24 protein-coding genes are annotated in these 22768 nt (G+C 56.2%); 7 read left to right on the top strand and 17 right to left on the bottom strand.

Features of this window, described 5'->3' with window-relative positions; genetic code table 11:
• The first annotated feature begins 148 nt into the window (after window positions 1-148).
• Both sbcD and sbcC read left to right on the top strand, forming a co-directional pair.
• Entirely contained in the window at window positions 149-1354 is a 1206-nt protein-coding gene (sbcD, locus tag AC0TNG_RS12260) for an exonuclease subunit SbcD (protein ID WP_463727013.1), read from the top strand.
• Window positions 1351-4482 (top strand): exonuclease subunit SbcC, encoded by a 3132-nt coding sequence (gene sbcC / locus AC0TNG_RS12255; RefSeq protein ID WP_473713234.1) that lies wholly within the window; start codon window positions 1351-1353, stop codon window positions 4480-4482. Before sbcD ends, sbcC begins: the two co-directional genes overlap by 4 nt.
• Window positions 4483-4548: 66 nt before the next feature.
• On the opposite strand, the gene mak is transcribed toward sbcC, so the two are convergent.
• Window positions 4549-5454 carry a fructokinase gene (gene mak, locus AC0TNG_RS12250; protein WP_024906792.1) on the bottom strand — a complete coding sequence of 302 codons (906 nt, stop codon included), beginning with the start codon at window positions 5452-5454 and terminating at the stop codon, window positions 4549-4551.
• Between the two features lie 123 nt (window positions 5455-5577).
• Here mak and rdgC point away from each other — a divergent pair, with 123 nt between their 5' ends.
• On the top strand, window positions 5578-6492 hold the full coding sequence (gene rdgC, locus AC0TNG_RS12245; protein ID WP_023310540.1) for a recombination-associated protein RdgC: 915 nt from the start codon (window positions 5578-5580) through the stop codon (window positions 6490-6492).
• A 48-nt stretch (window positions 6493-6540) separates the two neighbouring features.
• On the opposite strand, the gene ppnP is transcribed toward rdgC, so the two are convergent.
• From ppnP to AC0TNG_RS12220, 5 genes are all read right to left on the bottom strand, one after another.
• Window positions 6541-6828, bottom strand: a complete 288-nt coding sequence (gene ppnP / locus AC0TNG_RS12240; RefSeq protein WP_008503270.1) for a pyrimidine/purine nucleoside phosphorylase — start codon at window positions 6826-6828, stop codon at window positions 6541-6543.
• Between the two features lie 71 nt (window positions 6829-6899).
• Window positions 6900-7577: an AroM family protein gene (locus AC0TNG_RS12235; RefSeq protein ID WP_024906791.1), complete on the bottom strand. Its 678-nt coding sequence runs from the start codon at window positions 7575-7577 to the stop codon at window positions 6900-6902.
• A gap of 237 nt (window positions 7578-7814) precedes the next feature.
• Entirely contained in the window at window positions 7815-8006 is a 192-nt protein-coding gene (yaiA, locus tag AC0TNG_RS12230) for a protein YaiA (RefSeq protein WP_023334675.1), read from the bottom strand.
• Between the two features lie 44 nt (window positions 8007-8050).
• Complete coding sequence (gene aroL / locus AC0TNG_RS12225; protein WP_024906790.1) at window positions 8051-8575, bottom strand: shikimate kinase AroL; 525 nt, start codon at window positions 8573-8575, stop codon at window positions 8051-8053.
• 143 nt (window positions 8576-8718) lie between these two features.
• Entirely contained in the window at window positions 8719-9177 is a 459-nt protein-coding gene (locus AC0TNG_RS12220; protein ID WP_010428006.1) for a YaiI/YqxD family protein, read from the bottom strand.
• A gap of 97 nt (window positions 9178-9274) precedes the next feature.
• Here AC0TNG_RS12220 and proC point away from each other — a divergent pair, with 97 nt between their 5' ends.
• Entirely contained in the window at window positions 9275-10084 is an 810-nt protein-coding gene (proC, locus tag AC0TNG_RS12215; RefSeq protein ID WP_024906789.1) for a pyrroline-5-carboxylate reductase, read from the top strand.
• A gap of 16 nt (window positions 10085-10100) precedes the next feature.
• Here proC and adrA read toward each other — a convergent pair whose 3' ends face one another.
• From adrA to AC0TNG_RS12185, 6 genes are all read right to left on the bottom strand, one after another.
• Entirely contained in the window at window positions 10101-11204 is a 1104-nt protein-coding gene (adrA, locus tag AC0TNG_RS12210; protein ID WP_024906788.1) for a diguanylate cyclase AdrA, read from the bottom strand.
• A 102-nt stretch (window positions 11205-11306) separates the two neighbouring features.
• Complete coding sequence (gene psiF, locus AC0TNG_RS12205; RefSeq protein WP_023334671.1) at window positions 11307-11627, bottom strand: phosphate starvation-inducible protein PsiF; 321 nt, start codon at window positions 11625-11627, stop codon at window positions 11307-11309.
• Between the two features lie 89 nt (window positions 11628-11716).
• Entirely contained in the window at window positions 11717-13132 is a 1416-nt protein-coding gene (phoA, locus tag AC0TNG_RS12200; protein ID WP_024906787.1) for an alkaline phosphatase, read from the bottom strand.
• A 99-nt stretch (window positions 13133-13231) separates the two neighbouring features.
• The gene (gene iraP / locus AC0TNG_RS12195; RefSeq protein WP_024906786.1) at window positions 13232-13492 is read right to left on the bottom strand and encodes an anti-adapter protein IraP; all 261 of its coding nucleotides are present in this window, start codon (window positions 13490-13492) and stop codon (window positions 13232-13234) included.
• 210 nt (window positions 13493-13702) lie between these two features.
• Window positions 13703-14917 carry a multidrug efflux MFS transporter gene (locus tag AC0TNG_RS12190; RefSeq protein ID WP_473713233.1) on the bottom strand — a complete coding sequence of 405 codons (1215 nt, stop codon included), beginning with the start codon at window positions 14915-14917 and terminating at the stop codon, window positions 13703-13705.
• 168 nt (window positions 14918-15085) lie between these two features.
• Window positions 15086-15769, bottom strand: coding sequence for an extensin-like domain-containing protein (locus tag AC0TNG_RS12185; RefSeq protein WP_473713232.1), 684 nt, complete (start codon window positions 15767-15769; stop codon window positions 15086-15088).
• A 103-nt stretch (window positions 15770-15872) separates the two neighbouring features.
• On the opposite strand from AC0TNG_RS12185, the gene ddlA reads away from it, so the two are divergent.
• Window positions 15873-16973 carry a D-alanine--D-alanine ligase gene (gene ddlA, locus AC0TNG_RS12180; protein ID WP_208763549.1) on the top strand — a complete coding sequence of 367 codons (1101 nt, stop codon included), beginning with the start codon at window positions 15873-15875 and terminating at the stop codon, window positions 16971-16973.
• Here ddlA and AC0TNG_RS12175 read toward each other — a convergent pair.
• On the bottom strand, window positions 16970-17206 hold the full coding sequence (locus AC0TNG_RS12175; RefSeq protein ID WP_023334666.1) for a DUF2754 domain-containing protein: 237 nt from the start codon (window positions 17204-17206) through the stop codon (window positions 16970-16972). The two genes, ddlA and AC0TNG_RS12175, sit on opposite strands and share 4 nt — an antisense overlap.
• A gap of 247 nt (window positions 17207-17453) precedes the next feature.
• Here AC0TNG_RS12175 and AC0TNG_RS12170 point away from each other — a divergent pair, with 247 nt between their 5' ends.
• Complete coding sequence (locus AC0TNG_RS12170; protein WP_024906782.1) at window positions 17454-17753, top strand: DUF2755 family protein; 300 nt, start codon at window positions 17454-17456, stop codon at window positions 17751-17753.
• On the opposite strand, the gene AC0TNG_RS12165 is transcribed toward AC0TNG_RS12170, so the two are convergent.
• From AC0TNG_RS12165 to AC0TNG_RS12155, 3 genes are all read right to left on the bottom strand, one after another.
• Window positions 17750-18847 (bottom strand): DUF1615 domain-containing protein, encoded by a 1098-nt coding sequence (locus AC0TNG_RS12165; RefSeq protein WP_048990432.1) that lies wholly within the window; start codon window positions 18845-18847, stop codon window positions 17750-17752. The genes AC0TNG_RS12170 and AC0TNG_RS12165 overlap by 4 nt on opposite strands.
• A gap of 14 nt (window positions 18848-18861) precedes the next feature.
• A complete protein-coding gene (gene sbmA, locus AC0TNG_RS12160) occupies window positions 18862-20082 on the bottom strand; it encodes a peptide antibiotic transporter SbmA (protein WP_473713231.1) in 1221 nt (406 codons plus the stop codon).
• Window positions 20083-20196: 114 nt separating this feature from the next.
• Window positions 20197-20730 (bottom strand): isochorismatase family protein, encoded by a 534-nt coding sequence (locus tag AC0TNG_RS12155; RefSeq protein ID WP_032646126.1) that lies wholly within the window; start codon window positions 20728-20730, stop codon window positions 20197-20199.
• Window positions 20731-20934: 204 nt separating this feature from the next.
• On the opposite strand from AC0TNG_RS12155, the gene ampH reads away from it, so the two are divergent.
• The gene (gene ampH / locus AC0TNG_RS12150; protein ID WP_024906778.1) at window positions 20935-22095 is read left to right on the top strand and encodes a D-alanyl-D-alanine-carboxypeptidase/endopeptidase AmpH; all 1161 of its coding nucleotides are present in this window, start codon (window positions 20935-20937) and stop codon (window positions 22093-22095) included.
• Between the two features lie 2 nt (window positions 22096-22097).
• On the opposite strand, the gene AC0TNG_RS12145 is transcribed toward ampH, so the two are convergent.
• Window positions 22098-22721: a helix-turn-helix domain-containing protein gene (locus AC0TNG_RS12145; RefSeq protein ID WP_032646125.1), complete on the bottom strand. Its 624-nt coding sequence runs from the start codon at window positions 22719-22721 to the stop codon at window positions 22098-22100.
• Window positions 22722-22768 lie beyond the last annotated feature (47 nt).

Below are 22768 nucleotides of genomic sequence, written 5' to 3'. Positions count from 1 at the left end.
AATTCGGCGCCATTATGCGTCAGATTTATGACAGATTTATGAAAAACAGTACCACGATAACGGGCAAACCGTTGTTTTATTACAGCGGTTATTTTCCCTTCTCTGAACGTTTATAATCCTGCTTTCTCTTTTTTGCCACGGATCAGCTATGCGCATACTTCACACCTCGGACTGGCATCTGGGTCAAAATTTTTACAGCAAAAGCCGTGCGGCTGAACATGAAGCGTTCCTGAACTGGCTGCTGGAAACGGCCCGGACGCACGAGGTGGACGCGATTATTGTGGCGGGTGACATCTTTGATACCGGCTCGCCCCCCAGCTATGCGCGTGAGCTGTATAACCGCTTCGTGGTGAATCTGCAGCAAACTGGCTGTCACCTGGTGATTGTCGCCGGCAACCATGATTCCGTCGCCACGCTCAATGAATCCCGCGATATCCTGGCATTTCTCAATACCACCGTGGTCGCCAGCGCCGGGCACGCCCCACAGATCCTGAATAAACGCGACGGGTCGCCGGGGGCTGTGCTGTGTCCGATACCGTTTTTACGTCCGCGGGACATCGTGCAAAGCCAGGCGGGGCTGTCGGGTACAGAAAAGCAGCAACATCTCTTACAGGCCATCACAGACTATTACCACCAGCAGCACGCCGAAGCCTGTGCCCTGCGGGGTGACCAGCCTATTCCGGTGATTGCGACCGGGCATCTCACCACCGTCGGGGCCAGTAAAAGTGACGCCGTGCGTGACATCTATATCGGCACGCTGGATGCTTTTCCGGCGCAAAACTTCCCGCCAGCCGACTACATTGCGCTCGGGCATATCCACCGCGCGCAGGTTATTGGCGGCAGCGAGCACATCCGCTACTGCGGCTCCCCTATTTCGCTCAGCTTTGACGAAACTGGCAAAGCCAAATCCGTGCATCTGGTGAGCTTCAGCGAGGGAAAACTCCGCGCCGTCGAGACGCTGGAAGTACCGGTCACCCAGCCGCTGGCGGTGCTGAAAGGCGATCTCGATGCCATCACCGCCCAGCTGGAGCAGTGGCGCGGTGTCGAACAAGATCCCCCCGTCTGGCTGGATATCGAAATCACCACCGATGACTACCTGCACGATATGCAGCGCAAAATTCAGGCGCTGACGGAGGATTTGCCCGTCGAAGTCTTACTGGTCCGCCGCAGCCGCGAGCAGCGCGAGAAAATTCTGTTAAGCGCTCAACGTGAAACGCTCAGTGAACTGCGGGTTGAAGAGGTGTTTGAACGCAGGCTCTCGCAGGAAGAGATTGACGACGCGAAGCGCGCAAGACTCAGCGAACTGTTCAGCCATACCCTGCATGCGCTCAATGATGAGGAAGAAAACGCATGAAAATTTTGAGCCTGCGCCTGAAAAATCTCAACTCACTCAAGGGCGAGTGGAAAATTGACTTTACCGCGGAGCCGTTTGCCAGCAACGGGCTGTTTGCCATCACCGGCGCGACCGGAGCAGGAAAAACTACCCTGCTCGACGCCATCTGTCTGGCGCTTTATCACGAAACGCCGCGACTGCAGAAGGTCTCTCAGGCGCAAAACGATCTGATGACGCGCGACACCGCCGAATGCCTGGCAGAAGTGGAGTTCGAGGTAAAAGGCACCGCCTATCGCGCCTTCTGGAGCCAGAACCGGGCGCGCAACCAGCCGGACGGGAACCTGCAGGCGCCGCGCGTGGAGCTGGCGCGCTGTGAAGATGGCAAAATCCTGGCCGACAAAGTGTCGGATAAGCTGGAGCAAACCGCCGCGCTTACCGGGCTGGACTACGGGCGCTTTACCCGCTCGATGCTGCTCTCACAGGGGCAGTTTGCCGCCTTCCTTAATGCCAAACCGAGCGATCGTGCCGAGCTGCTGGAAGAGCTGACCGGCACCGAGATCTACGGCCAGATTTCCGCCATGGTGTTTGAAAAACATAAAGCCGCCCGCAGCGTGCTTGAAAAGTGCGAGGCGCAGGCGGCGGGCGTCGTGCTGTTGAGCGAAGAACAGCAGCAGCAGTTACAGCAAAGTTTGCAGGCACTTACTGACGAAGAGAAAACCCTGCTGGTTCAGCAGCAAAGCCAGCAGAAAGATTTTCAGTGGCTTACGCGTCATGATGAGCTCGTGCGCGAGCAACAGCGCGTCACCGCGACGCAGCTGCAGGCGCAACAGGCGCTGACGAACGCTGCGCCAGAGCTGGCAAAGCTCCAGCTTGCTCTGCCCGCCGCCCAGCTTCGACCGCTCTGGGAACATCAGCAGGAGCAAACCGCGCGTCTGGCACAGACACAGCAGCGAATTATCGAAGTAAATACTCGCTTACAAGCCAGAACCGCGCTGCGCTCACGTATCCGCAATACCGCCCTGCGTAACCACGAGCAGCTTCAGACCGAACTGACGGCGCTGGCGCAGTGGCTGGCGGAGCACGAGCGCTATCGGCTGCTGGGCCAGGAGATTGCCGGCTGGCGCGCCCAGTTCTCGCAGCTTAACCGCGATAAAACGCAGTTAGCCTCGCTTGCTGCGCGGATGAGTGAATTACGCAACAGGCTGGCTGAGATGCCGGAAAATGCGCTGACCCTGACGGCGGATGAGGTCAGCGCGGCCATGGAGCAGCAGTCCCGGTCACGCACGCTGCGCCAGCGGCTAACGTCGCTGCATGCCCGCTATCAGCCGCTGCAAAAGCGCCTGCGCCAGAGCGGTGAAAGCGTGCAGAAGGCCCAGGCCGAACAAAATAAACTCAATGAAACGCTGACGCTGCGCCGCCAGCAGTACAAAGAGAAACACCAGCACTATCTGGACCTGAAGGCCCTGTGCGAACGCGAAGCGACGATTAAAGACCTGGAAAGCTATCGTGCCCGGCTTGAGGCCGGCAAACCCTGTCCGCTATGCGGCTCCAGCGAGCATCCCGCCGTTGAGCAATACCAGTCGCTTGAGCTGACGGATAACCAGCGCCGCCGTGATGCCCTGGAAAAAGAGGTCGCCGCGCTTAAAGAGGAAGGCCTGCTTGTGCTGGGACAGGTTAATGCCCTGACTCAGCAGATCCAGCGCGAGACAGACGAATTTCAGACGCTCTCTCAGGAAGAGCAAGCACTCACTAAAGAGTGGATTGAGGCCTGTGCTTCCCTGAATATAGCGTTGAATATTCAGGACGATATCACGCCATGGATGAACGAGCAGGAACAGTACGAGCGCCAACTTTATCAGCTCAGCCAGCGTCTGACCCTGCAAAACCAGTTGAACGAGCAGGAAGCGCAGGAGCGACAGTATCAGCAGCAGCTGACTACCGCGCGCCAGGCGCTGGAACACGCCCTGCTCTCGCTATCACTCAACGTACCTGAAGACGGAAATGAAGCCTCCTGGCTGCACGCCCGCGAAGCGGAATTCTCGCAGTGGCAGGAGAAGCAAACGCAGCACGGCGTGCTTCAGGAACGCATAAACGCCCTGAAGCCGCTGCTCGACGCGCTTCCGGCAACGAACAGCGCAGACGCCGAACCGGTTATTCCTGATAACTGGCGCGACATCCACGACGAGTGCGTGTCGCTACAGAGCCAGCTGACCGCGCAACAGCAGCAGGAGACGCTGGAGCAAGAGCGTCTGCAGCAGTCGCAGACGCAGTTCACCGCGGCGCTCTCGGCAAGCTGCTTTGCCGATCGGGACGCGTTCCTTGCCGCGCTGTTGGATGACGACGCTATTCGCCACCTCGCACAGCTGAAACAGTCGCTGGAAAGCCAGATACAGCAGGCCGCGGCCCTTTCCGGCCAGGCTAACCAGCAGCTGCAGGCTCATCTGGCGCTGCGGCCGGAAGGGCTCGACGCCGATGCACCTGCGCTGCAAAGCCAGCTGCAGCAGCTGGCGCAGCGGCTGCGCGAGAACACCACGCATCAGGGCGAGATCCGCCAGCAGCTTAAGCAGGACAGCGATAACCGTCAGCACCAGTTGGCGTTGATGCAGCAAATTGAAGAGACCGCGCGCCAGGCGGACGACTGGGGGTACCTGAACGCGCTGATCGGCTCCAGCACCGGCGACAAGTTCCGTAAGTTCGCCCAGGGGCTGACGCTGGACAATCTTGTCTGGCTCGCAAACCAGCAGCTTAACCGTCTGCACGGGCGTTATCTGCTGCAGCGTAAGGCCAGCGACGCGCTGGAGCTGGAAGTGGTCGATACCTGGCAGGCGGATGCGGTTCGCGATACCCGTACGCTCTCGGGCGGTGAAAGCTTCCTGGTCAGCCTGGCGCTGGCGCTGGCCCTTTCCGATCTGGTGAGTCATAAGACGCGGATCGATTCCCTGTTCCTGGATGAAGGGTTCGGCACGCTCGACAGTGAAACGCTGGATACCGCGCTGGATGCGCTCGACGCGCTGAACGCCACCGGGAAAACCATCGGCGTGATCAGCCACGTTGAGGCGATGAAAGAGCGTATTCCGGTGCAGATCAAGGTGAAGAAGATCAACGGCCTGGGGTATAGCAGGCTGGATAAGGTGTTTGCGGTGGAATGAATGGGGTGATCGTGCGGTCTGATGCCCTCACCCTGGCCCTCTCCCACAGGGAGAGGGAATAAACGTTTATTCTGGCCATAACCACGCCGCGCCGCGCACGCCGCTTGAGTCCCCGTGCAGCGCTTTGCGGATCGGGGTTTCGCATTCACCGCCGAAGACCCACTGTTTCACCAGGTTCGGCACCGTGGCGTACAGCCGATCGACGTTGCTCATGCCGCCACCCAGCACTATCACGTCAGGATCGAGAATATTCACCACGTGGGCCAGCGATTTCGCCAGCCGCATTTCGTAGCGGCTAAGCGCCAGTTCGGCGACAGGATCCTGTTCTTCGACCAGACGCATGATTTCGTTGCCCTTGAGCGGCTGGCCGCTCAGACGGCGGTAGTCGGTCGCAAACCCGGTGCCGGAGATAAACGTCTCGATACAGCCTTGTTTTCCGCAGTAGCACGGAACTTCAGCGCGGTATTTAAGCTCGTCTTCATCCATCCACGGCAGCGGGTTGTGTCCCCACTCGCCCGCCGTGCCGTTGCCGCCGATATGGGCGCGCCCCCCGAACGCCACCCCCGCGCCGCAGCCGGTGCCGATAATAACGGCAAACACGGTCTGGACACCCGCTGCCGCGCCGTCGATGGCCTCAGAGACCGCCAGGCAGTTGGCATCGTTGGCCAGACGCACGTCCCGGTTCAGACGCGCGCTTAAATCTTTATCAAACGGCTGGCCGTTGAGCCAGGTGGAGTTAGCATTTTTAACCACGCCGGTATACGGCGAGATCGACCCCGGGATCCCCATCCCGACGCTGCCGGTTTGCCCAGTCGCCTGCTCTGCCATCTCAACCAGCCTGGCAATCGTCTCGATAGTCTGGTGATAATCATCGCGCGGCGTCGGCAGACGATGGCGAAACAGCTGCTCCCCCTGCTCGCTCAGTGCGATAACTTCTGTTTTGGTGCCGCCCAAATCGATCCCAATACGCACAAGACTCTCCTCATTATTTTGATTATCAACAGAGTAGAAGCACGCTTCCCGATTAGCAATGCAAGCGATGCGACAATTCGTTATCATGCCCGCTGATTTAACGACAAGGCCGTGGAAATTATCATGCTGTGGTTCAAAAATTTGATGGTTTACCGTCTCAGCCGCGACGTTTCGCTGCGTGCAGAAGAGATGGAAAAACAGTTAGCCGCTTATACCTTTTCCCCTTGCGGTAGCCAGGATATGGCGAAAACCGGTTGGGTTCCGCCAATGGGTTCACAAAGCGATGCACTGACCCACGCCAGCAGCACGGGTCAAATCATCGTCTGCGCCCGTAAAGAAGAGAAAATCCTGCCGACGCCGGTGGTTAAGCAGGCGCTCGAGGCGAAAATTTTCAAGCTGGAAGCCGAGCAGGGCCGCAAGCTGAAAAAGACCGAAAAAGATTCGCTGAAAGACGAAGTGCTGCACTCTCTGCTGCCGCGCGCCTTCAGCCGCTTCAGCCAGACCATGATGTGGATCGACACCGTTAACGGGCTGATCATGGTGGACTGCGCCAGCGCCAAGAAAGCAGAAGATACGCTGGCCCTGCTGCGTAAGAGCATCGGCTCGTTACCGGTCGTTCCGCTGGCGCTGGAAACGCCAATTGAGTTAACGCTGACCGAATGGGTACGCAGCGGTGCTGCGGCACAGGGTTTCCAGATCCTAGATGAAGCCGAGCTGAAAGCCCTGCTGGAAGACGGTGGCGTAATCCGCGCGAAGAAGCAGGATCTGGTCAGCGACGAGATCGCCGTACACATTGAAGCGGGTAAAGTGGTCACCAAACTGGCGCTCGACTGGCAGCAGCGTATTCAGTTCGTGATGTGCGACGACGGCTCCGTGAAGCGTCTGAAGTTCTGCGATGAGCTGCGCGATCAGAACGAAGATATCGACAGGGAAGATTACGCCCAGCGTTTTGACGCGGACTTCATCCTGATGACCGGCGAGCTGGCCGCGTTGATTCAGAATCTGGTGGAAGGTCTCGGCGGCGAAGCGCAGAGATAACGGGTAAAACGTAGGCCGGGTAAGCGTTAGCGCCACCCGGCTAATTTTTTATTTCAGGTAGCGGCACAGATAAGAGGTAGGCTCAGCCACCTGCAAATGAAATTCGCTATGGCCAGGGACGTTGAAAACTTGCCCGGCAGCGTAAACTTTCCATTCCGTTTCACCCGGCAGCAGGACGTTCAGCGCGCCGCTGACCACCGTCATTTCTTCCGCTTCCGCGGTGCCAAAGGTGTATTCCCCTTCCGCCATTACGCCGACACTGGCGCGGCCAGTGCTGCTGCTGGTAAAACCAATGGATTTCACTTTACCGGAAAAGTATTCGTTACTCTGAAGCATGAACTGGCCCTTATATTTTTAGATAAAAATTCACTATAGGGGCCATGCTCATCACCTGTCACGCAAAATCATTACATGAGGAGTTCCGAGGCCAGGCGAGCCATCAGAACGTTGGATAACAGCACCGGCACATCCAGCGCTTTTTGCAGCAAATCACGATGATGCTGGTGGAACCCCAGGCAGTCCAGGATCAAGACATCTGCCCCTCTCTCCAGCAGTTCCTTCCCGGCAGCAATGAGTTTAGCGTCACTGTCCCAGAACGGATTTGCCAGCGCATACAAGGGCACTTTTTCCAGCACGTGCCATTTTGCCTCCTGGTTATCCATGAGCTCCTCAATGGGAACAATCACCCCCACCTGATGACCATCAACGATAGAGGCCACCAGCGGCGGAATGATGCGCATCGGTTCCAGCAAAATCGCATTACGCGCCGTGAGACCTTTAATGGGGGCAGTACTCATCAGCAAAATAACGTCATAACCTTGATTATCGAGCACTTCTATCACGCCCTGCAGCGAGCGCTCGATTTTCTGGCGTGAAACGTGCGCCAGTTTACCGTCACTTAATAACGTCGCCAGGGGATCCTCCCCCGCCTCGACAGCGTAGTCTTCCATGACCTCTTCCCGACTCATCTTCCCCAGCAGGCTGAGATGCGTTATCTGTTGTTCAGATACGTGCTCGGTTAAGAGCGGTAACACTTCGCTTACAGGGACCACACCAATGGTGAGGATCGCCAACGTTGCCTTCATTTTTATCGCCTTCCATTACTCCAACATCGTGTACACAGGTACAGGCTCACTACGCTGCACAGTTCATTTTTTCAACAAAACAGCACCAAGCGTAGCAGGTGATCCCGACATCGAAATGTAAAGATCGCCTGCCGATACCGGAGTTACTTGTAATAACTAAATATTAACTCCTGCTTAACTTTCCCGATGAGTAAAAAGTGTGATTCAGGCACGATCCTGGAGCGTTTAGGAAAACATTCAGGTTATGTCGGGATCTTCATAGCGCCGTTTCGCATCCAGCGCTTCCTGCTCAGTCTCGTGTTCACTGATCAGCGAGTCCGGTTTTGGGTGATCCGCACGCAGTTGATACCAGGTCACGGTATGACCCGTATGGCCTTTTTCAACGGTAACAATGCGCGCTTCACGCGGATAGGGAGGTCTGGTTGGCATAGCTCATCCTTTTTTTATGTCTGAGCTATAAGTATAGACGCCGCTTAGCTGGCACACGCCAAACGCAGGGCGGTAATAATCTGAATCACAACGTCTTCGGGAGTGGCTGACGCATCCACCACGTGGTGAGCCGCTTCGCGGTATAACGCATCGCGTTCGGCCAGCACTTCACTCACCTCTTCGTTGAGTGGCCTGGAGGTCAGCGCAGGGCGTTGCCCCTCTTCCGGAAAAGCTTCCAGACGCCCTACCAGAGCCGACACCGGCGCGCTGAGATAAATCACGATCCCCTTTTCGCGCATAAAGTGTCGATTACACTCCGCCAGAACAATGCCACCCCCGGTCGCGATCACGGCAGACGGGGTAGTGACCGCTTTCAGTGCGGCGGTTTCGCGTGCGCGAAAGCTCTCCCATCCCTCTTGCTCAACGATCTCAGCGATGGTTTTTCCGGCCTCGGTTTGCAGCCAGTGGTCGGTATCAACAAACTGGCGATGACACACGCGTGCCAGCTCCAGGCCAACGGTGGTTTTCCCACAGCCGCGGGGGCCAACTAAAAAGATGGGTTGGGTCATGCCAGGTGTTCCCCTTGATGCCGAATGGCTGAAGAGTGTAAAGAAATAATTGCAGAAGATGTTTCGATTACTTTACTGCAAAGCGGTACGGGATGACAACCCTGTGGAGGCCACACTGTACCACAAATTGACAATAATTATCATTACGCTGTGCGGCGCTTCACTTCCAGCAGCCATTTATCCAGTTCGGCAGCGAACTGCTGGCGATCGCGCTGGGACAAGCTGTCCGGTCCACCGGTCTGCACGCCGCTGGCCCGCATCGTATCCATAAAATCGCGCATGGTGAGCTTTTCCCGAATGGTCGAAGGCGAGTAACGCTCCCCGCGCGGATTGAGCGCCGCCGCCCCTTTCTCGAGCACTTCAGCGGCCAGCGGAATATCCGCAGTGATCACCAGATCCTCCGCGCTGCACAGGCGAACAATTTCGTTATCCGCCACGTCGAACCCGGCCGGCACGCGCAAAGAGCGGATGAACCGCGAAGGCGGCACGCGAATGTTCTGGTTTGCCACCAGCGTCAGCGGCATCTGAACGCGCTCGGCGGCGCGAAATAAAATCTCTTTAATCACATTCGGACACGCGTCCGCATCAACCCAAATCGCCATATTGTCTCCCCATAATGACTCTGTCGACTATTGTCGCCTGCATTTCGTTGTTAAGCTATCAATCAGAGAAAACAACGCATAATGACGGAGAATCGTGATGGACAAGAAAATCGGGTTTATCGGCTGCGGTAACATGGGCAAAGCCATCCTGGGCGGTCTGATCGCCAGCGGGCAGGTGCTGCCGGGTCAGATTTGGGTCTATACCCCGTCACCGGACAAGGTCGCCGCATTGCGCGATCAATACGGGATCAACGCTGCCGAAAGCGCGCAGGAAGTGGCCCAGGTCGCCGATATCGTCTTTGGCGCCGTCAAGCCGAACATCATGATCAAAGTGCTGAGCGATATCACCTCCAGCCTGAACAAAGAAACGCTGGTCGTGTCGATTGCCGCGGGCGTCACGCTCGATCAGCTGGCGCGCGCGCTGGGTCACGATCGTAAAATCGTCCGCGCGATGCCCAACACCCCTTCGCTGGTCAACGCCGGCATGACCTCCGTCACGCCTAACGCGCTGGTGACCACGGAAGAAGTGGCCGATGTGCTGAACATTTTCCGCTGCTTCGGTGAAGCTGAAGTGATTGCCGAATCGATGATCCATCCGGTGGTCGGCGTGAGTGGCTCAGCCCCTGCCTATGTTTTCATGTTTTTAGAAGCGATGGCCGACGCCGCCGTGCTTGGCGGAATGCCGCGCGCGCAGGCGTATAAGTTCGCCGCGCAGGCCGTCATGGGCTCCGCCAAAATGGTGCTGGAAACCGGCAAACACCCGGGTGAACTGAAAGATATGGTCTGCTCCCCGGGCGGTACCACCATCGAAGCGGTGCGGGTGCTGGAAGAGCGCGGGTTCCGCTCGGCGGTCATTGAAGCGATGGCAAAATGCATGGAAAAATCAGAGAAGCTGAGTAAATCTTGATACTCTCCATCGGGTTTCAGGCCGCCACTTCGGTGCGGCCGCGCCCGGCATTTTTCGCCCTGTACAGCGCCACGTCAGCCGCCTTTAGCCATTCCCGATAATGTCCAAACTGCGGTCCCCAGGGGGCAACGCCTACGCTGATGCGCAGCGCTTCTTTTGGCGCGCATGGTAACGTCAGGTTTTCCAGCCGCTCATGCAACCGCGACATCACGGCGATGGCGCTTTCAGCTGCTGTCTGGGACATGATCACCGCAAACTCATCCCCACCAAACCGGCCGATAGCATCGCCTGACCGTACTGACCGCTGGAGCTGGCGCGTAATAGCAATGATCGCCTCATCGCCCACGTCGTGCCCCCAGGTGTCGTTGATGTTTTTAAAGTGGTCGATATCAATCAGCAGTATCGTGGCGGTGCTGTGGTCGCGCCGACAATGCTCAAATTCATTTCGCAACAGCATTTCCCAGTGTCGGCGGTTAAAGACCCCGGTCATGCCGTCGCGGGTGCTCATCATTTCCAGCCGCTGCTTGTGCTCCGCAAGCCTGACGGCAGTGCGGTGGCTGAGCCAGGCAAACAGCATAGGATAAAATACGAGAACAGGCAGTGTTAAGCCCCACTCCACGGGGTCGGGGTTGAAGACGGCCACCTTCCCGACGAGTGGCAGGGTCACCAGCGCGGAGAGCAGCGTCAACGCGATCCCCGGGATGAACAGACGACAGCCCCCGGAGCCCATCATATTCATCCCCACCATCATCACCAGCGCTGCCGTGGGTAACGCATTCATCCCCATCACGCCGATCCAGAGCCCGGCAATAATGGCATCTATTTTAAGATTGAAAGTTTCCTGCTGATGAGGTGACGTGGCCCGGCAGGATAGCTGCCAGGCGAAATGGGGCCAGACGAACGACCACCCCACCAGTAAAAGCCACCAGCCTCCGGGTAAAAAATGGGTGACCAGCATTCCCGCAACCGGGAAAAACATCGCCGCCAGCCCCACGGCGCGCGCCAGCCTAACTCGCCGGGCAAACTGAATGCCGGCGCGGTGAGGGTCATCCTGAGAAAGGGTTAAATTCCACTCTTCCCGAATGCGCTTTTTGTTGTAATACGTTTCATCATTCATCATTTTTGGGAATATTCTGAAACATTTTCCCAAATTATAGAGAGGGGGTCTGCGGGGAAAGTATGAAATTTCGGGTGAGCCGCCGGTGCCGCTCACCCGTTAGAACTACACTTTTTTCTTCAGGCAGGCACTCATGAACTTGCTGCGGTCGTCCCCTTTCAGGGACTGTTCGGTTGCCTTCGCATTACACTCGCGCATTTTTTGCTGCTGCGGGGTCAGGCTTTTTTCAGCCGGCTTCGCGGCGCCGTTTTTGAGGCAGTCGCTCATGTAGGTCTTGCGAGCATCGCCCTTCAGACTCTGAGACGTCGCCTGTTGATTACAGGTGGTCATACGCTGCTGCTGCGGCGTTAACGTTTTCTCTTCCGCGTTCGCCGATGCGACCAGGAACAGGCCGGAGAGCAGAGTAACCAGTAATGTTGTTTTCATTGCACCATCCTTTTGTGAACATTCCCTGTAAGTCTGGTTCGTGACAGGAAAAAAACCAGCCGACAGATGTGATTTCCGCCGGGCTTTTATCATTTCAGACCCAGCGCCGCCTTCATGGTGTAGAACAGATCCGTTTGATCGGTCAGGCCTACCACGTTGGCCGCATGCGGACCGTAGGCGGCAATGCGCAGCTGGGTGCCCGTGTGCTCCATGGACTCTTCTTCAGAGTTGCCGTAGCTCATCACCATGACGGAGCCATCTTTGGTGTTCAGCGCCTGCGTCAGGCCAGGGGCTTTGGTATCTGGCGGAATGATCTGGCTGGCGTGCGCATGGTCCGCGGTGACGATCACCAGGGTGTTACCGTCTTTTTTCGCGAACGCGAGCGCCTTCTGCACCGCTTCGTCCAGATCGACGGTTTCACCAATCTGACCGCACGGATTCGCAGCATGATCCTGTTTATCAATCGACGCGCCCTCAACCTGCAGGAAGAACCCTTTTTCGCTCTTGCTCAAAAGAGAGATCGCTTTATCGGTCATCGCCGCCAGCGTCGGAATGCTGTCCGTACGTTTCGGGTTCTGCGTACAGGTCACAGCAGGCTGATCGATGTTGCCGTGATACGAGGCTTTTGGTCCTTCCCAGCGCACGGGCATGTTGCCGTCAGAGAACAGCCCCAGCAGCGGCTTGTCCTGGTTCGCCTCGCTTATCGCCGCCAGAGCATTTGCGTCACTCACCAGCTGATAGCCGCGAGCCTGCGCCTGCTCGCGCAGCGTTTTGCCCTGCCACTCGCCCGCCGTCGCGGTTTCCGCGAAGGTTTTCGCGCCGCCGCCCAGGGTCACGTCAGGACGCGCGTTCAGCAGCTGTTCCGTAATCGAGCCTTTGCCGCCTTTTTCCAGCGCATTCGTTGGGCATTTTTCACTGGTCACTGACGGGCCGTAGCACTTACGCGAGGTCACGTGCGCCACCAGCGCCGCGGGCGTTGCATCCTGGAGTTCCGCAGTGGAGACGTTGCCGGTCGCCAGGCCCGCCGCTTTTGCCATCTCCAGAAGGGTTTGATGATCTTTCTCGTGAATATCCACGCCCAGCGCACCATTATAGGTTTTCACGCCGGTGGACCACGCCGTGGCAGAGGCCGCTGAGTCCGTTACGTAATCCGGTTTACCGGTTTTTTTATCCAGCGCGTAATGGGTATATTGTCCGGTCAGAGGTAAGGCGTCGATACCTTTAAAAAAGCCGCCCGCTCCCTCGGCATAATTTCGCGCCGCCGTGATTTCGGAATCGCCCATTCCATCGCCAATCAGCAGAATAATATTTTTCGCCGGCTTATCATTCAGCGAAGCGCGAATAGCGGCAGTTTGATCTTCTGATAAACGGCGCGCGCCGCCAGGCTGGGTGATATCCCCTTTTGCCGCACGATTATCCAGCACGCTGGTTTGCGTCGTATCAGCATAAATGGCAGGGGTAATTAACAGGGGAAGTAATGCAATGAAAAGTGCGCTCTGTTTCAATTTATTTTCTCCATGTACAAATACATAAAAATAAAAACAGAGCGACTATAGGCATCCTGCATGACAATTCTATGACACGTCGTTACGTCCTGTGACGGTTTAGCTGCGCGGATGCCTTAACAGCTTCTTTACGTACTGGTGGAGCATCTCGGCATCCTCAACCGGAACCTGCGATTCAGGCCTGACGCTGTCCAGCGCGCCTTCCACGCTCTCTATCAACGCCTGTTGATCGGTTTTTGCCATTTGTCGCAGCAGCGCGGTGACGACAATTTCAAGCGCTTCGACCTGAGCCACCAGCTCTTTTGACTCTTCTTCCTTTTGTGCCAGCTTAACCAGCAATTCAGCAATGAGGTTTTTCATCGTGCCAGTTCCTTTTTCAGTTTTGTCTGACGTTATCACTCTGAATCCATATTGCAAAGAGAAGAAATTAATTATGGTATGCAAAAGTGACACAGGAACAGAAATAAAGAGGTAGCGCCGTGATCGAAACGTTTTTCTATAAAAAGACGCCGCATTTTGTTATATAAAAATGTGGCGACCATAAGAATATATAATACATCTGCGAAAGTGTTATCTCGCCGATTTGGCCTCCGCCATTTGTCTGCGGCGTCGCAGCGCAATAGCCAGCTGGATAATATTGATTAAAACAACAATCGCTGTCGCCGCAAATACCCAGCGAAAACCGGCCATCGCGGAAACGGATGCGCCAATAAGCGGACCGGCAACATTCCCCAGATACATAAATGACTGGTTATATCCAAAAATACGCCCCGTCACCTGGTCGCTGGAATATTTAACCAGCAGGGTCTGCACCGCAGGCAACATGGCGCCATCAGCAAACCCGAGCAGAAATCGCAATACGCCAAGCTGAAGCGGAGAGGTGACAAACGACATCGCGAAGAAGAGTATCACCGCAAAGATCAGCGTCGCCATCAGGATGCGCGCCGTGCCGATCCTGTCACCCAGCTTGCCCAGACGCGGCGCGGAAATCAGGGCGGATACGCCCGGCACGGCGGCAATCATGCCGCTCAGAAAAGCGATATTGGTGCTATCCGGCTCCATCGACTTGATAAACAGCGCCAGAATCGGACCGACCGAACCGTTACAAAGCTGGATCACCATGGTGGTCACAAACAGGCTGATCATCAGTCCCGGATAGGGCAGCGAGGCGAAGACGGCCTTGCCGCTGAGGCGTTCAGATTTACTGATAACCGGACGGCCCCCCTCTTTAATAAGAAAGAGCGTCACCAGAAAACTGACCACCAGCAGAACCGCAGTGATGATAAATACCGCGCGTAGCCCGACGTGGTCCGCCAGAAAGCCCCCCAGCAGCGGACCGCCGATGACGCCGCTGATCTGTGCCGTGGAAAGCGTACTCAGCGCCCAGCCGCTACGCTCGCGCGGCACCTGAGAGGCGACCAGCGCCATGGCATTCGGAATGTACCCGGATGTCAGCCCCATCACCGCGCGCAGGAAAAACAGCTGCCAGACGTTGGTGACGAAGGCCTGCAGCAGAATGGCAATCGCCATCCCGAGCGAGGCGCGCAGCAGCATCAGTTTTCGGCCTTTCCGATCCGCCAGGCTGCCCCACATTGGAGACACAATGGCGGAGACCAGAAACGTGACGCTGAACGTCAGACCGGACCACATGGAGAGCGCTTCATGCGAAGTCACCCCCAGCTGCGAGACGTACAGCGGCAGGAACGGCAGGATCTGGCTGATGGCCAACCCGGTGAAGAAGCAGCCGAACCAGACCGAGATGAGATTAACTTTCCAGGATTCCATAAAGAAATAGTCTTCATTTTTAGGCGAATTCGCCGTCAGATTAGCAAGTTACGCGTTTTGACGTCGCACCAGAGATGCGGCCTGACTGACTTTGGTGTTTTATCTTCCCAGTCATCATATTTTTGAAATAAGTCACAATTCATCCATTTTCTGGCGGAATATTATGCTTCACCGACAGAGTCCGAAACCGCGCATGCCCAGATGAAAATGGTTGGCATGCGCCGCGTTATACTCCGGCCCCAGGCCGTTTCCGTAGTAGCCGCAGCTTGCCACCAGCATGGCCTTCAGCCATGGCTGCGTTGTTGCCGCCTTCCAGCCGTTCATCACCGTGACGCGTTCCCCGTTCGTCAGACGAAAAGCGGCGATATCCAGCGCCTCAGCCGTAGCATGTTCACTGCGTCGCGCGTCAGGGCGGTGGTAAATATTGCGGCAGGCAAAGCTGCCGAGATGATCGATACGCGCCAGGTCGCTGCCCGTATAGCGTTTTGTCAGCGGCCGGGCCTGCTGGCTGATAAACAGCGCGGAGCTGAGCGCCAGCGGGCAGCTGGAAAGAAAACTGCTGCTCAGGCCGACCGGACCGAAGTCACGCACGCGTACAACGTTATTAAGCGGACACGCGCCGCCGCTGTCAGCCACCGGCTGGGTGCGGATGAGATCTCTTTGGTTAGCCTGCGAAAGCAGGCTCGCGCACGCCTCGGGGGTTAAGCGCCGAAGCTTATACTGGGTGATTCGGCCCGGCGGGTCGTCAAGCGTCAGCGGCATGAAAGGGTTGTAGTAAGGCGGCAACCAGCGGTAACCCACCGTTGCGATGGCCAAAATGATAAATACGGTCAGCAGCGTTTTTCCTTTCACTCTCCCCCCTCAACATTCCCCAAAACATTATGGCAGAAGGCCGCGAAACCCGCCGGGCATCGTGGTATGTTATTGGCTTTTCGTCAGACTGGAAGAGAGTGAGATGGCTAAGCAGCGCGTAGGTATTGTCTTTGGGGGAAAATCAGCGGAGCACGAAGTGTCATTGCAATCGGCCAAAAATATCGTTGATGCGATCGATAAAAGCCGCTTCGACGTGGTGCTGTTGGGCATTGATAAACAGGGCCAGTGGCACGTTAACGATGCCAGCCAGTATCTGCTGAATGCTCACGATCCGGCACACATCGCCCTTAATCCTTCGGAAGTGAGCGTCGCCACCGTACCCGGCGTCGTGAAGGGGCAGCTTATCGACGCCGGCAATGCACAGGCTCTCGCCCAGATCGACGTTGTCTTCCCTATCGTTCACGGCACACTGGGCGAAGATGGTTCCCTGCAGGGAATGCTGCGCATGGCCAACCTGCCGTTCGTCGGCTCGGACGTCCTCGGCTCTGCCGCATGCATGGACAAAGACGTCACCAAACGCCTGCTGCGCGATGCCGGGCTGAACATTGCGCCATTCGTGACCCTCACCCGCGCCAACCGCGACAAACACAGCTTCGCGCAAATTAGCGGAGAGCTGGGTCTGCCGCTGTTTGTGAAGCCTGCAAACCAGGGCTCCTCCGTGGGCGTCAGCAAAGTGACCAGCGAAGCTCAGTTCACTCAGGCCGTCCGCCTGGCGTTTGAGTTCGACCATAAAGTGGTGGTTGAGCAGGGTATCAAAGGCCGTGAAATTGAGTGCGCCGTGCTGGGCAACGATTTCCCACAGGCGAGCACCTGCGGAGAGGTGGTGTTAAACAGCGACTTCTACTCGTACGACACTAAATACATTGATGACAAAGGCGCCCAGGTTGTCGTGCCTGCGGATATCGATCCGGCGGTTAACGATAAGATCCGGGCGATCGCCATTCGCGCTTATCAGACGCTCGGCTGCTGCGGCATGGCGCGCGTGGATGTGTTCCTGACGCCGGAAAACGAGGTGGTGATCAATGAAATCAATACGCTGCCGGGGTTCACTAACATCAGCATGTATCCGAAACTGTGGCAGGCAAGTGGCCTGAGCTACCCGGAATTGATCACCCGCCTGATCGAACTGGCGCTGGAGCGTCACGCCGCCGACAGCGCGCTTAAAAGTTCCGTAAACGGTTAATCGGCGCGCTTCGCCGACTCCGCCTCATCCGCTGTCGTCTCTTCAGGACGACGGCGGATAATCAACCCCGCCAGCCAGAAACTGATCACCCAGGTCACCAGCCCAACGGCATACGTTTGCCAGCCTTTTGCCTCAAACCCCAACAGGCCCACAACACCGTTAAGAATAAAGATCAGCCCGATAGCGAAGGCGTAGTAGTGCCAGTCTCGGCGTAGTTTGGACGTGAGCTTCATAACAACTCCGGCAGGAAAAAAAGACATCCTCTCACAGATTTACGGCCAGGTCTGTGGCAGATACGGAAATTCTGAAACGCGACGCAATTTCAGTTAAGTCATGAAATTGTGATGTGCTGCAGAAATCAACAATCCAGGAGGATTCCGGCGCGTAAATTACCACGATTCTGATATTGACAAATGCGATGACCTGTCAAACTCACCCTGTACGAAGCGTATTAACAGAGCGATTTATCCGGAGGTCATCATGGCTGACTTTACATTGTCGAAACCGATTTTTGGCGGAAAACCAAAAACCTCCACGGCGGGTAATATCGCGTATGCCCTGTTTGTCCTGTTCTGCTTCTGGGCTGGCTCACAGCTGCTCAATATGCTGGTCCATGCGCCAGGCGTTTATGAACACCTGATGCAGGTACAGGATAACGGACGCCCGCGAGTTGAGATTGGCTTTGGCGTCAGCACCCTGTTCGGCCTGATTCCCTTCCTCGCGGGATGTATGATTCTGGGCGTGGTGGCATTAGCGCTGCGCTTTCGCCGTCGCCGTTAAAGCCCCATACAGCGAGCCCGGCGATCGTCCACGCGTTTTGCGAACCACGCGGTGGTCAGGTTACGCGTGATCTTCGGGCTTTCCAGCTGAATGCCCGGCAGGATAGCCCTCGGTAACGTTTTCCCGCTTTTCTGCTCTGCGAGCGCAAACACCTTCTTGTACAGATCCGTTTTCTCAAAGGCCAGGCTATCGCCTTTCTCAAGCTGACGGCGAATGTCGCTGTTGCTCAAGCCAAGCGTTGTCGATAATTTCCGTACGGCAAGCTCAGTGCTTCCCGCCTCGCTGCTGCCGTAAGCGATGAGATCGCCGTCCAGCGCGAGCTTAACGCCGCTTGCGCGGCTGACCGCACTCTGGAATGCCGCATTACGGCTGGCATACCAGCCGGCGTTAAAGTCGGCAAAGCGGTACAGCGGCTCATCGTAGTTCGCCGGGTAGTTCAGCAGGTGATATGTGCCGAACCACAGCCCACCGCGCAGGGAGAAGACCTCCTGACGCACCGTGCCGTCGATTTTCCACGGGTAGCCGTCGGTATGCTTCTCCGCGAACGCGATGCTTACCTGCATTGGGCCACCGGTGTGGACCGGGTTCAGTGAGCCAAACAGCTTCTGCCCCATCGGGACCATACTGATGAAATCATCAAATATGGCGCTAAGCTGTTTTTCGGTTTTCACCGTATCCAGCCGCTCGCTGTAACTTTTGCCGTTCGGTGAGGTGATTTTAAGCGCGGTATGCACGAGGAACACCGGGATGTGCATGGACTCCGCGCGGCGGTCGATCTCTTTCCAGGCAATTTTATTCAGCCCCGGCACAGCTGGGTCTGACTGGTACATCGACTCCTGCTGCGCCACCGCCAGCACCGAACAAATGTTCTCCTCGGTCGGCGCGATCTTTTGGCTTTCAAAGGTTTTTGCCAGCGCGTCTGCCCACGCATTGCGATCCTTCACGCTGGCGGGCATTTTCTGCCGCACAACGCTTGCCACATCGACGGGCTTCTCCCCCTTTTTGAGCGGAGCAGCCCCTTTTTCGGCACAGCCTGCCAGCACAAGAGCGGCCAGCAAGGACAACGGTAACGCGCGCGGTACGGCAAAAGACATAGCAACGTCCTGTATTAGCTAAATGTGTTGGTGACTTCCTGCAGGTCACGATCGTCCAGCTCGCGTTCAAAGCTGCGCAGACGTTTGTAGATAGACATCAGTTCTACCAGCGTGGTCCAGGAGCTGATCAGGTACTGGAACGACCCACGAACCTGACCGAAAACGTTAGTGATCTGCGTCATCAGACCGAGCGTAATCGTACCCGCAACAATCGACGGGAACAGCAGGAACAAACCGAAAACGTTATCCACCTGCAGATACAAAATACGGGCAATGTTGAAATACATATAGTGGAAGTAGAGTCGGAAGTAGTTACGGCGTACGGCGCCAAACAGCTCGCGGACGGTCGGCGGCAAGGCGCGGTTGGCATCATCTTCGCCGTAAACCAGCTCTTTACGGTACGCGGCTTCGACGCGTTGATTTTTAAACTCCAGCCCCGGCAGTTTGATCCCCACCACCGCCAGCAGGCCCGTTCCCATCAGCGACCAGACGATCGCGGCAATCACCAGACCATACGGAAGATGACCGACAATAGGCAGATCCGGCACGTGCGCAGAGAGCGTCACCAGCACCGGCAGGAAGGCAATCAGCGTCATGATGGCGTTGATAAAACTGACGCCCATGTCTTCAAGGGTGGAGGCAAAACGCATGGTGTCTTCCTGCACACGCTGCGCGGCGCCTTCGATATGGCGCAGGTGCTGCCAGTGCGCCATATAATGTTCGTTCATCGCGGTACGCCAGCGGAAAACGTAGTGGCTGACGAAGAAGTTGTTCATCACGCCGATGATAACCGCAATCAAGGCAATGCCGAGGAAGATGCCAACTTCATGGTAGAACTGGTTGATGGTCACCTTATGCGGCGAGCTGAGCGCGGTCTGGATCAGATCGTAGAACGGCGCATACCAGGCGTTAACCGCCACGCCCACCTCCACGAGGAACCAGGTCACAAAGATAATCAGCGATGTGCCGAGGATCGACCAGTACTGCCAGCGGTGTGGTGAATAGACAAACCAGAACAGTGCAAACAGCCCTACGCACACCGTGTAGTAGGCGTAAAACAGCAGGTAGCTTAGCGACCAGAAGCGCGCCGCGCTAATCGGCACCTCGCCTGTCGCCCCCGTGATGCGCGTCAGCCATGCGCCGCCGCCCGCCTGCCAGAAAATGACAGCGATGAGTGCCCAAATAAATGCCGACAGGAAAAAAGGCCCTGGCTTTGGGAAAAAAGACTTAAACATAATGCTTCCTTCTTGTTGTTATGGCTGTTGCTGTGTACAACACGTCACCACACGAAAACCTGCCCGAGCCAGCCTCCCGGCTCCGGCAAAAAGGTCAGACCCGAGCGTTAATTATTAGTTCGCTTTCCAGTTTTCAAGAATTGTTTCGGTGCGTTTCACCGCGAGAGGATTCGCCGGCGCAATGAAGTTACGCCAGACGTCGTTGTGATGGTTAATCAGGATCTGCGCATCTGCCGCCGGGCGATTGGCTGTAGTATGGGCATCTTCCGCCACGGTGATGTGATAACCCCGGCTGACGCCGTTCTTAACCGTCGCATCGACGCAGTAATCGGTGGCGCAGCCGCAAATGACAAACTCGCGAATGCCCTGCTCACGCAGCAGCGCCTCAAGCGCGGTGTTGTAGAAGGCATCACAGGCGGTTTTGGTCACGTAAAGCGCGTCAGCAGGTTGATGGAGTTCAGGCAGTAGTGCAAACCCCTCACTCCCCTCTTCCAGGCCACCAGCCTCAGTATGCTGAATAAAAATCACCGTGTCGGCTGCCTGCGTAAGCTGGTTGATCAGAGAGACACACTTTTCACGCTGATGACGAGGGGTTTCAAATACCCCGTTCTGCATATCGACAACCATAACCACACGCTTCTCAGACATACCGTTCTCCGTAAGATTGAGTGAAACTGGTGCCTATCATAAGCCCGATGTCACAAAATGGGAGATGGCTCGTAAGTAAATTGTTCATATTTACCCATGGTTACGTTTTTCTCGCTATCGTTATGCAATTCGGGGCATTGCGCGGTTCCGATTAGTAGTATAAATACCCATTACTTTCCTCATTCACTTCATGGATGCTTTTCGTTGAAACGTTGTCTGCTCTCTTTTGCCGCGCTGTGTGCGGTGAGCTTTTCTACCGCCCAGGCAGCCCAACCGCTGACGGCACCCGTTTTAGCTTCAGATATTGCCGATCGCTACGCGAACCTTATCTATTACGGCAGCGGCGCGACCGGGATGGCGATGGTCGTCATCGACGGCAACCAGCGTGTGTTCCGCAGCTTTGGCGAAACGCGTCCGGGAAATAACGTTCACCCGCAGCTGGATTCCGTTATCCGCATCGCGTCCTTAACCAAGCTGATGACCAGCGAAATGCTGGTGAAACTGCTCGACCAGGGCGTGGTGAAGCTTGACGATCCGCTCAGCAAATACGCGCCGCCAGGTGCCCGGGTACCTACGTATCAGGGGACGCCGATCCGGCTTGTGAACCTTGCAACCCACACCAGCGCCCTGCCGCGTGAGCAGCCAGGCGGAGCAGCGCATCGTGACGTATTTGTCTGGCCAACGCGCGACCAGCGCTGGAGCTATCTGAGTACCGCCACGCTGAAAGCGGCACCGGGCTCGCAGGCCTCTTATTCAAACCTGGCGTTCGACCTGCTGGCGGATGCCCTCTCAACGGCGGCTGGCAAACCCTATACGCAGCTGTTTGAAGAGCAGATCACCCGTCCGCTCGGCATGAAAGACACCACGTTTACTCCGTCCCCGGATCAGTGCCGTCGCCTGATGGTGGCAGAGAAAGGCGCCAGCCCCTGTAATAACACGCTCGCGGCTGTGGGCAGCGGCGGGGTTTACTCCACGCCTGGCGACATGATGCGCTGGATGCAGCAGTTCCTTTCTTCAGATTTCTACGCTCGCACCAGCCAGGCCGATCGCATGCAGACTCTGATTTATCAGCGTACTCAGCTGCACCGCGTCATCGGGATGGACGTGCCGGGTAAAGCCGATGCGCTCGGCATGGGGTGGGTCTATATGGCGCCGAAAAATGGGCGTCCGGGTATTATTCAGAAAACCGGCGGCGGCGGTGGATTCATCACCTATATGGCCATGATCCCGCAGTCAAACGTGGGCGCGTTTGTGGTGGTCACCCGCTCCCCGCATACGCGTTTCGTCAATATGAGTGACGGGATTAATAACCTGGTGGCAGAACTGAGCGCCAATAAAGCCCAGGTGCTCACCGCGTCTAACTGATCTTAATATTCCGTGGGCAAGCGGTTGATGCTGACCAGCTTGCCCCGGCTCATATTGATGTAGTTACCTTGCCGCAGGGCAGCGAGAACCTCAGCAACCACTGAACGTGAAATACGCGTACTTTGTTGAATATGATTCATCACACCGATTTTTGAACGCAACGTTTCATCCCACTCCGCCATATTCAACAGCATGGCGCGGATCTGGTGATAGGAATTATTTCCCACCAGCTGCATATCGCGTTTCTCAAGAATGTAGTTTATCCAGGACAACCAACCGAAGGCCTCTTTCCATAGCGCGTTCTGTTGTATAAGTTGACGGGTGGTTTCAGTGGGCAAATAAAAACCCGTGCAGGATGTTTTGGCTATCACTCTATATTCCTGGCAGTGATTAATCATCACTGTGGACAAACCCATAATAAACGGCGCTGTCGCGATGCCCACAAGCAGTTCATCTGAATGTCGATAGATTTCGATAACACCGGTTTGGAATACGATGGTGCGGCACTCATTACATTCACCGGATATAATTAATTGTTTTGGAGCAGATTTAAAAGGGGTACTGGCTGATTTCAAACACTGTTCGAGCCGGCGTAATTCAGAAAGTGGTTTCGCATTAACCTTCATGCAGACCTCAAGGCATCCGTATTTGTCGGTTCAATATTATTTTTATT

This window comes from Enterobacter sp. PL_is514 (assembly GCF_055816715.1).
Note: the sequence above shows the minus strand (reverse complement) of the source record. Positions and strands in the feature narration are given on the sequence as shown.

Coding starts and splice junctions, on each gene's coding strand:
- sbcC (WP_473713234.1), top strand. CDS start 1,351: ATGAAAATTTTGAGCCTGCGCCTGAAAAATCTCAACTCACTCAAGGGC.
- AC0TNG_RS12165 (WP_048990432.1), bottom strand. CDS start 18,847: ATGTCTTTTGCCGTACCGCGCGCGTTACCGTTGTCCTTGCTGGCCGCT.
- proC (WP_024906789.1), top strand. CDS start 9,275: ATGGACAAGAAAATCGGGTTTATCGGCTGCGGTAACATGGGCAAAGCC.
- adrA (WP_024906788.1), bottom strand. CDS start 11,204: ATGATGAATGATGAAACGTATTACAACAAAAAGCGCATTCGGGAAGAG.
- psiF (WP_023334671.1), bottom strand. CDS start 11,627: ATGAAAACAACATTACTGGTTACTCTGCTCTCCGGCCTGTTCCTGGTC.
- AC0TNG_RS12235 (WP_024906791.1), bottom strand. CDS start 7,577: ATGAAGGCAACGTTGGCGATCCTCACCATTGGTGTGGTCCCTGTAAGC.
- ppnP (WP_008503270.1), bottom strand. CDS start 6,828: ATGCTTCAGAGTAACGAATACTTTTCCGGTAAAGTGAAATCCATTGGT.
- sbcD (WP_463727013.1), top strand. CDS start 149: ATGCGCATACTTCACACCTCGGACTGGCATCTGGGTCAAAATTTTTAC.
- AC0TNG_RS12155 (WP_032646126.1), bottom strand. CDS start 20,730: ATGTCTGAGAAGCGTGTGGTTATGGTTGTCGATATGCAGAACGGGGTA.
- sbmA (WP_473713231.1), bottom strand. CDS start 20,082: ATGTTTAAGTCTTTTTTCCCAAAGCCAGGGCCTTTTTTCCTGTCGGCA.
- iraP (WP_024906786.1), bottom strand. CDS start 13,492: ATGAAAAACCTCATTGCTGAATTGCTGGTTAAGCTGGCACAAAAGGAA.
- ddlA (WP_208763549.1), top strand. CDS start 15,873: ATGGCTAAGCAGCGCGTAGGTATTGTCTTTGGGGGAAAATCAGCGGAG.
- AC0TNG_RS12190 (WP_473713233.1), bottom strand. CDS start 14,917: ATGGAATCCTGGAAAGTTAATCTCATCTCGGTCTGGTTCGGCTGCTTC.
- AC0TNG_RS12170 (WP_024906782.1), top strand. CDS start 17,454: ATGGCTGACTTTACATTGTCGAAACCGATTTTTGGCGGAAAACCAAAA.
- yaiA (WP_023334675.1), bottom strand. CDS start 8,006: ATGCCAACCAGACCTCCCTATCCGCGTGAAGCGCGCATTGTTACCGTT.
- rdgC (WP_023310540.1), top strand. CDS start 5,578: ATGCTGTGGTTCAAAAATTTGATGGTTTACCGTCTCAGCCGCGACGTT.
- AC0TNG_RS12175 (WP_023334666.1), bottom strand. CDS start 17,206: ATGAAGCTCACGTCCAAACTACGCCGAGACTGGCACTACTACGCCTTC.
- AC0TNG_RS12220 (WP_010428006.1), bottom strand. CDS start 9,177: ATGGCGATTTGGGTTGATGCGGACGCGTGTCCGAATGTGATTAAAGAG.
- AC0TNG_RS12145 (WP_032646125.1), bottom strand. CDS start 22,721: ATGAAGGTTAATGCGAAACCACTTTCTGAATTACGCCGGCTCGAACAG.
- aroL (WP_024906790.1), bottom strand. CDS start 8,575: ATGACCCAACCCATCTTTTTAGTTGGCCCCCGCGGCTGTGGGAAAACC.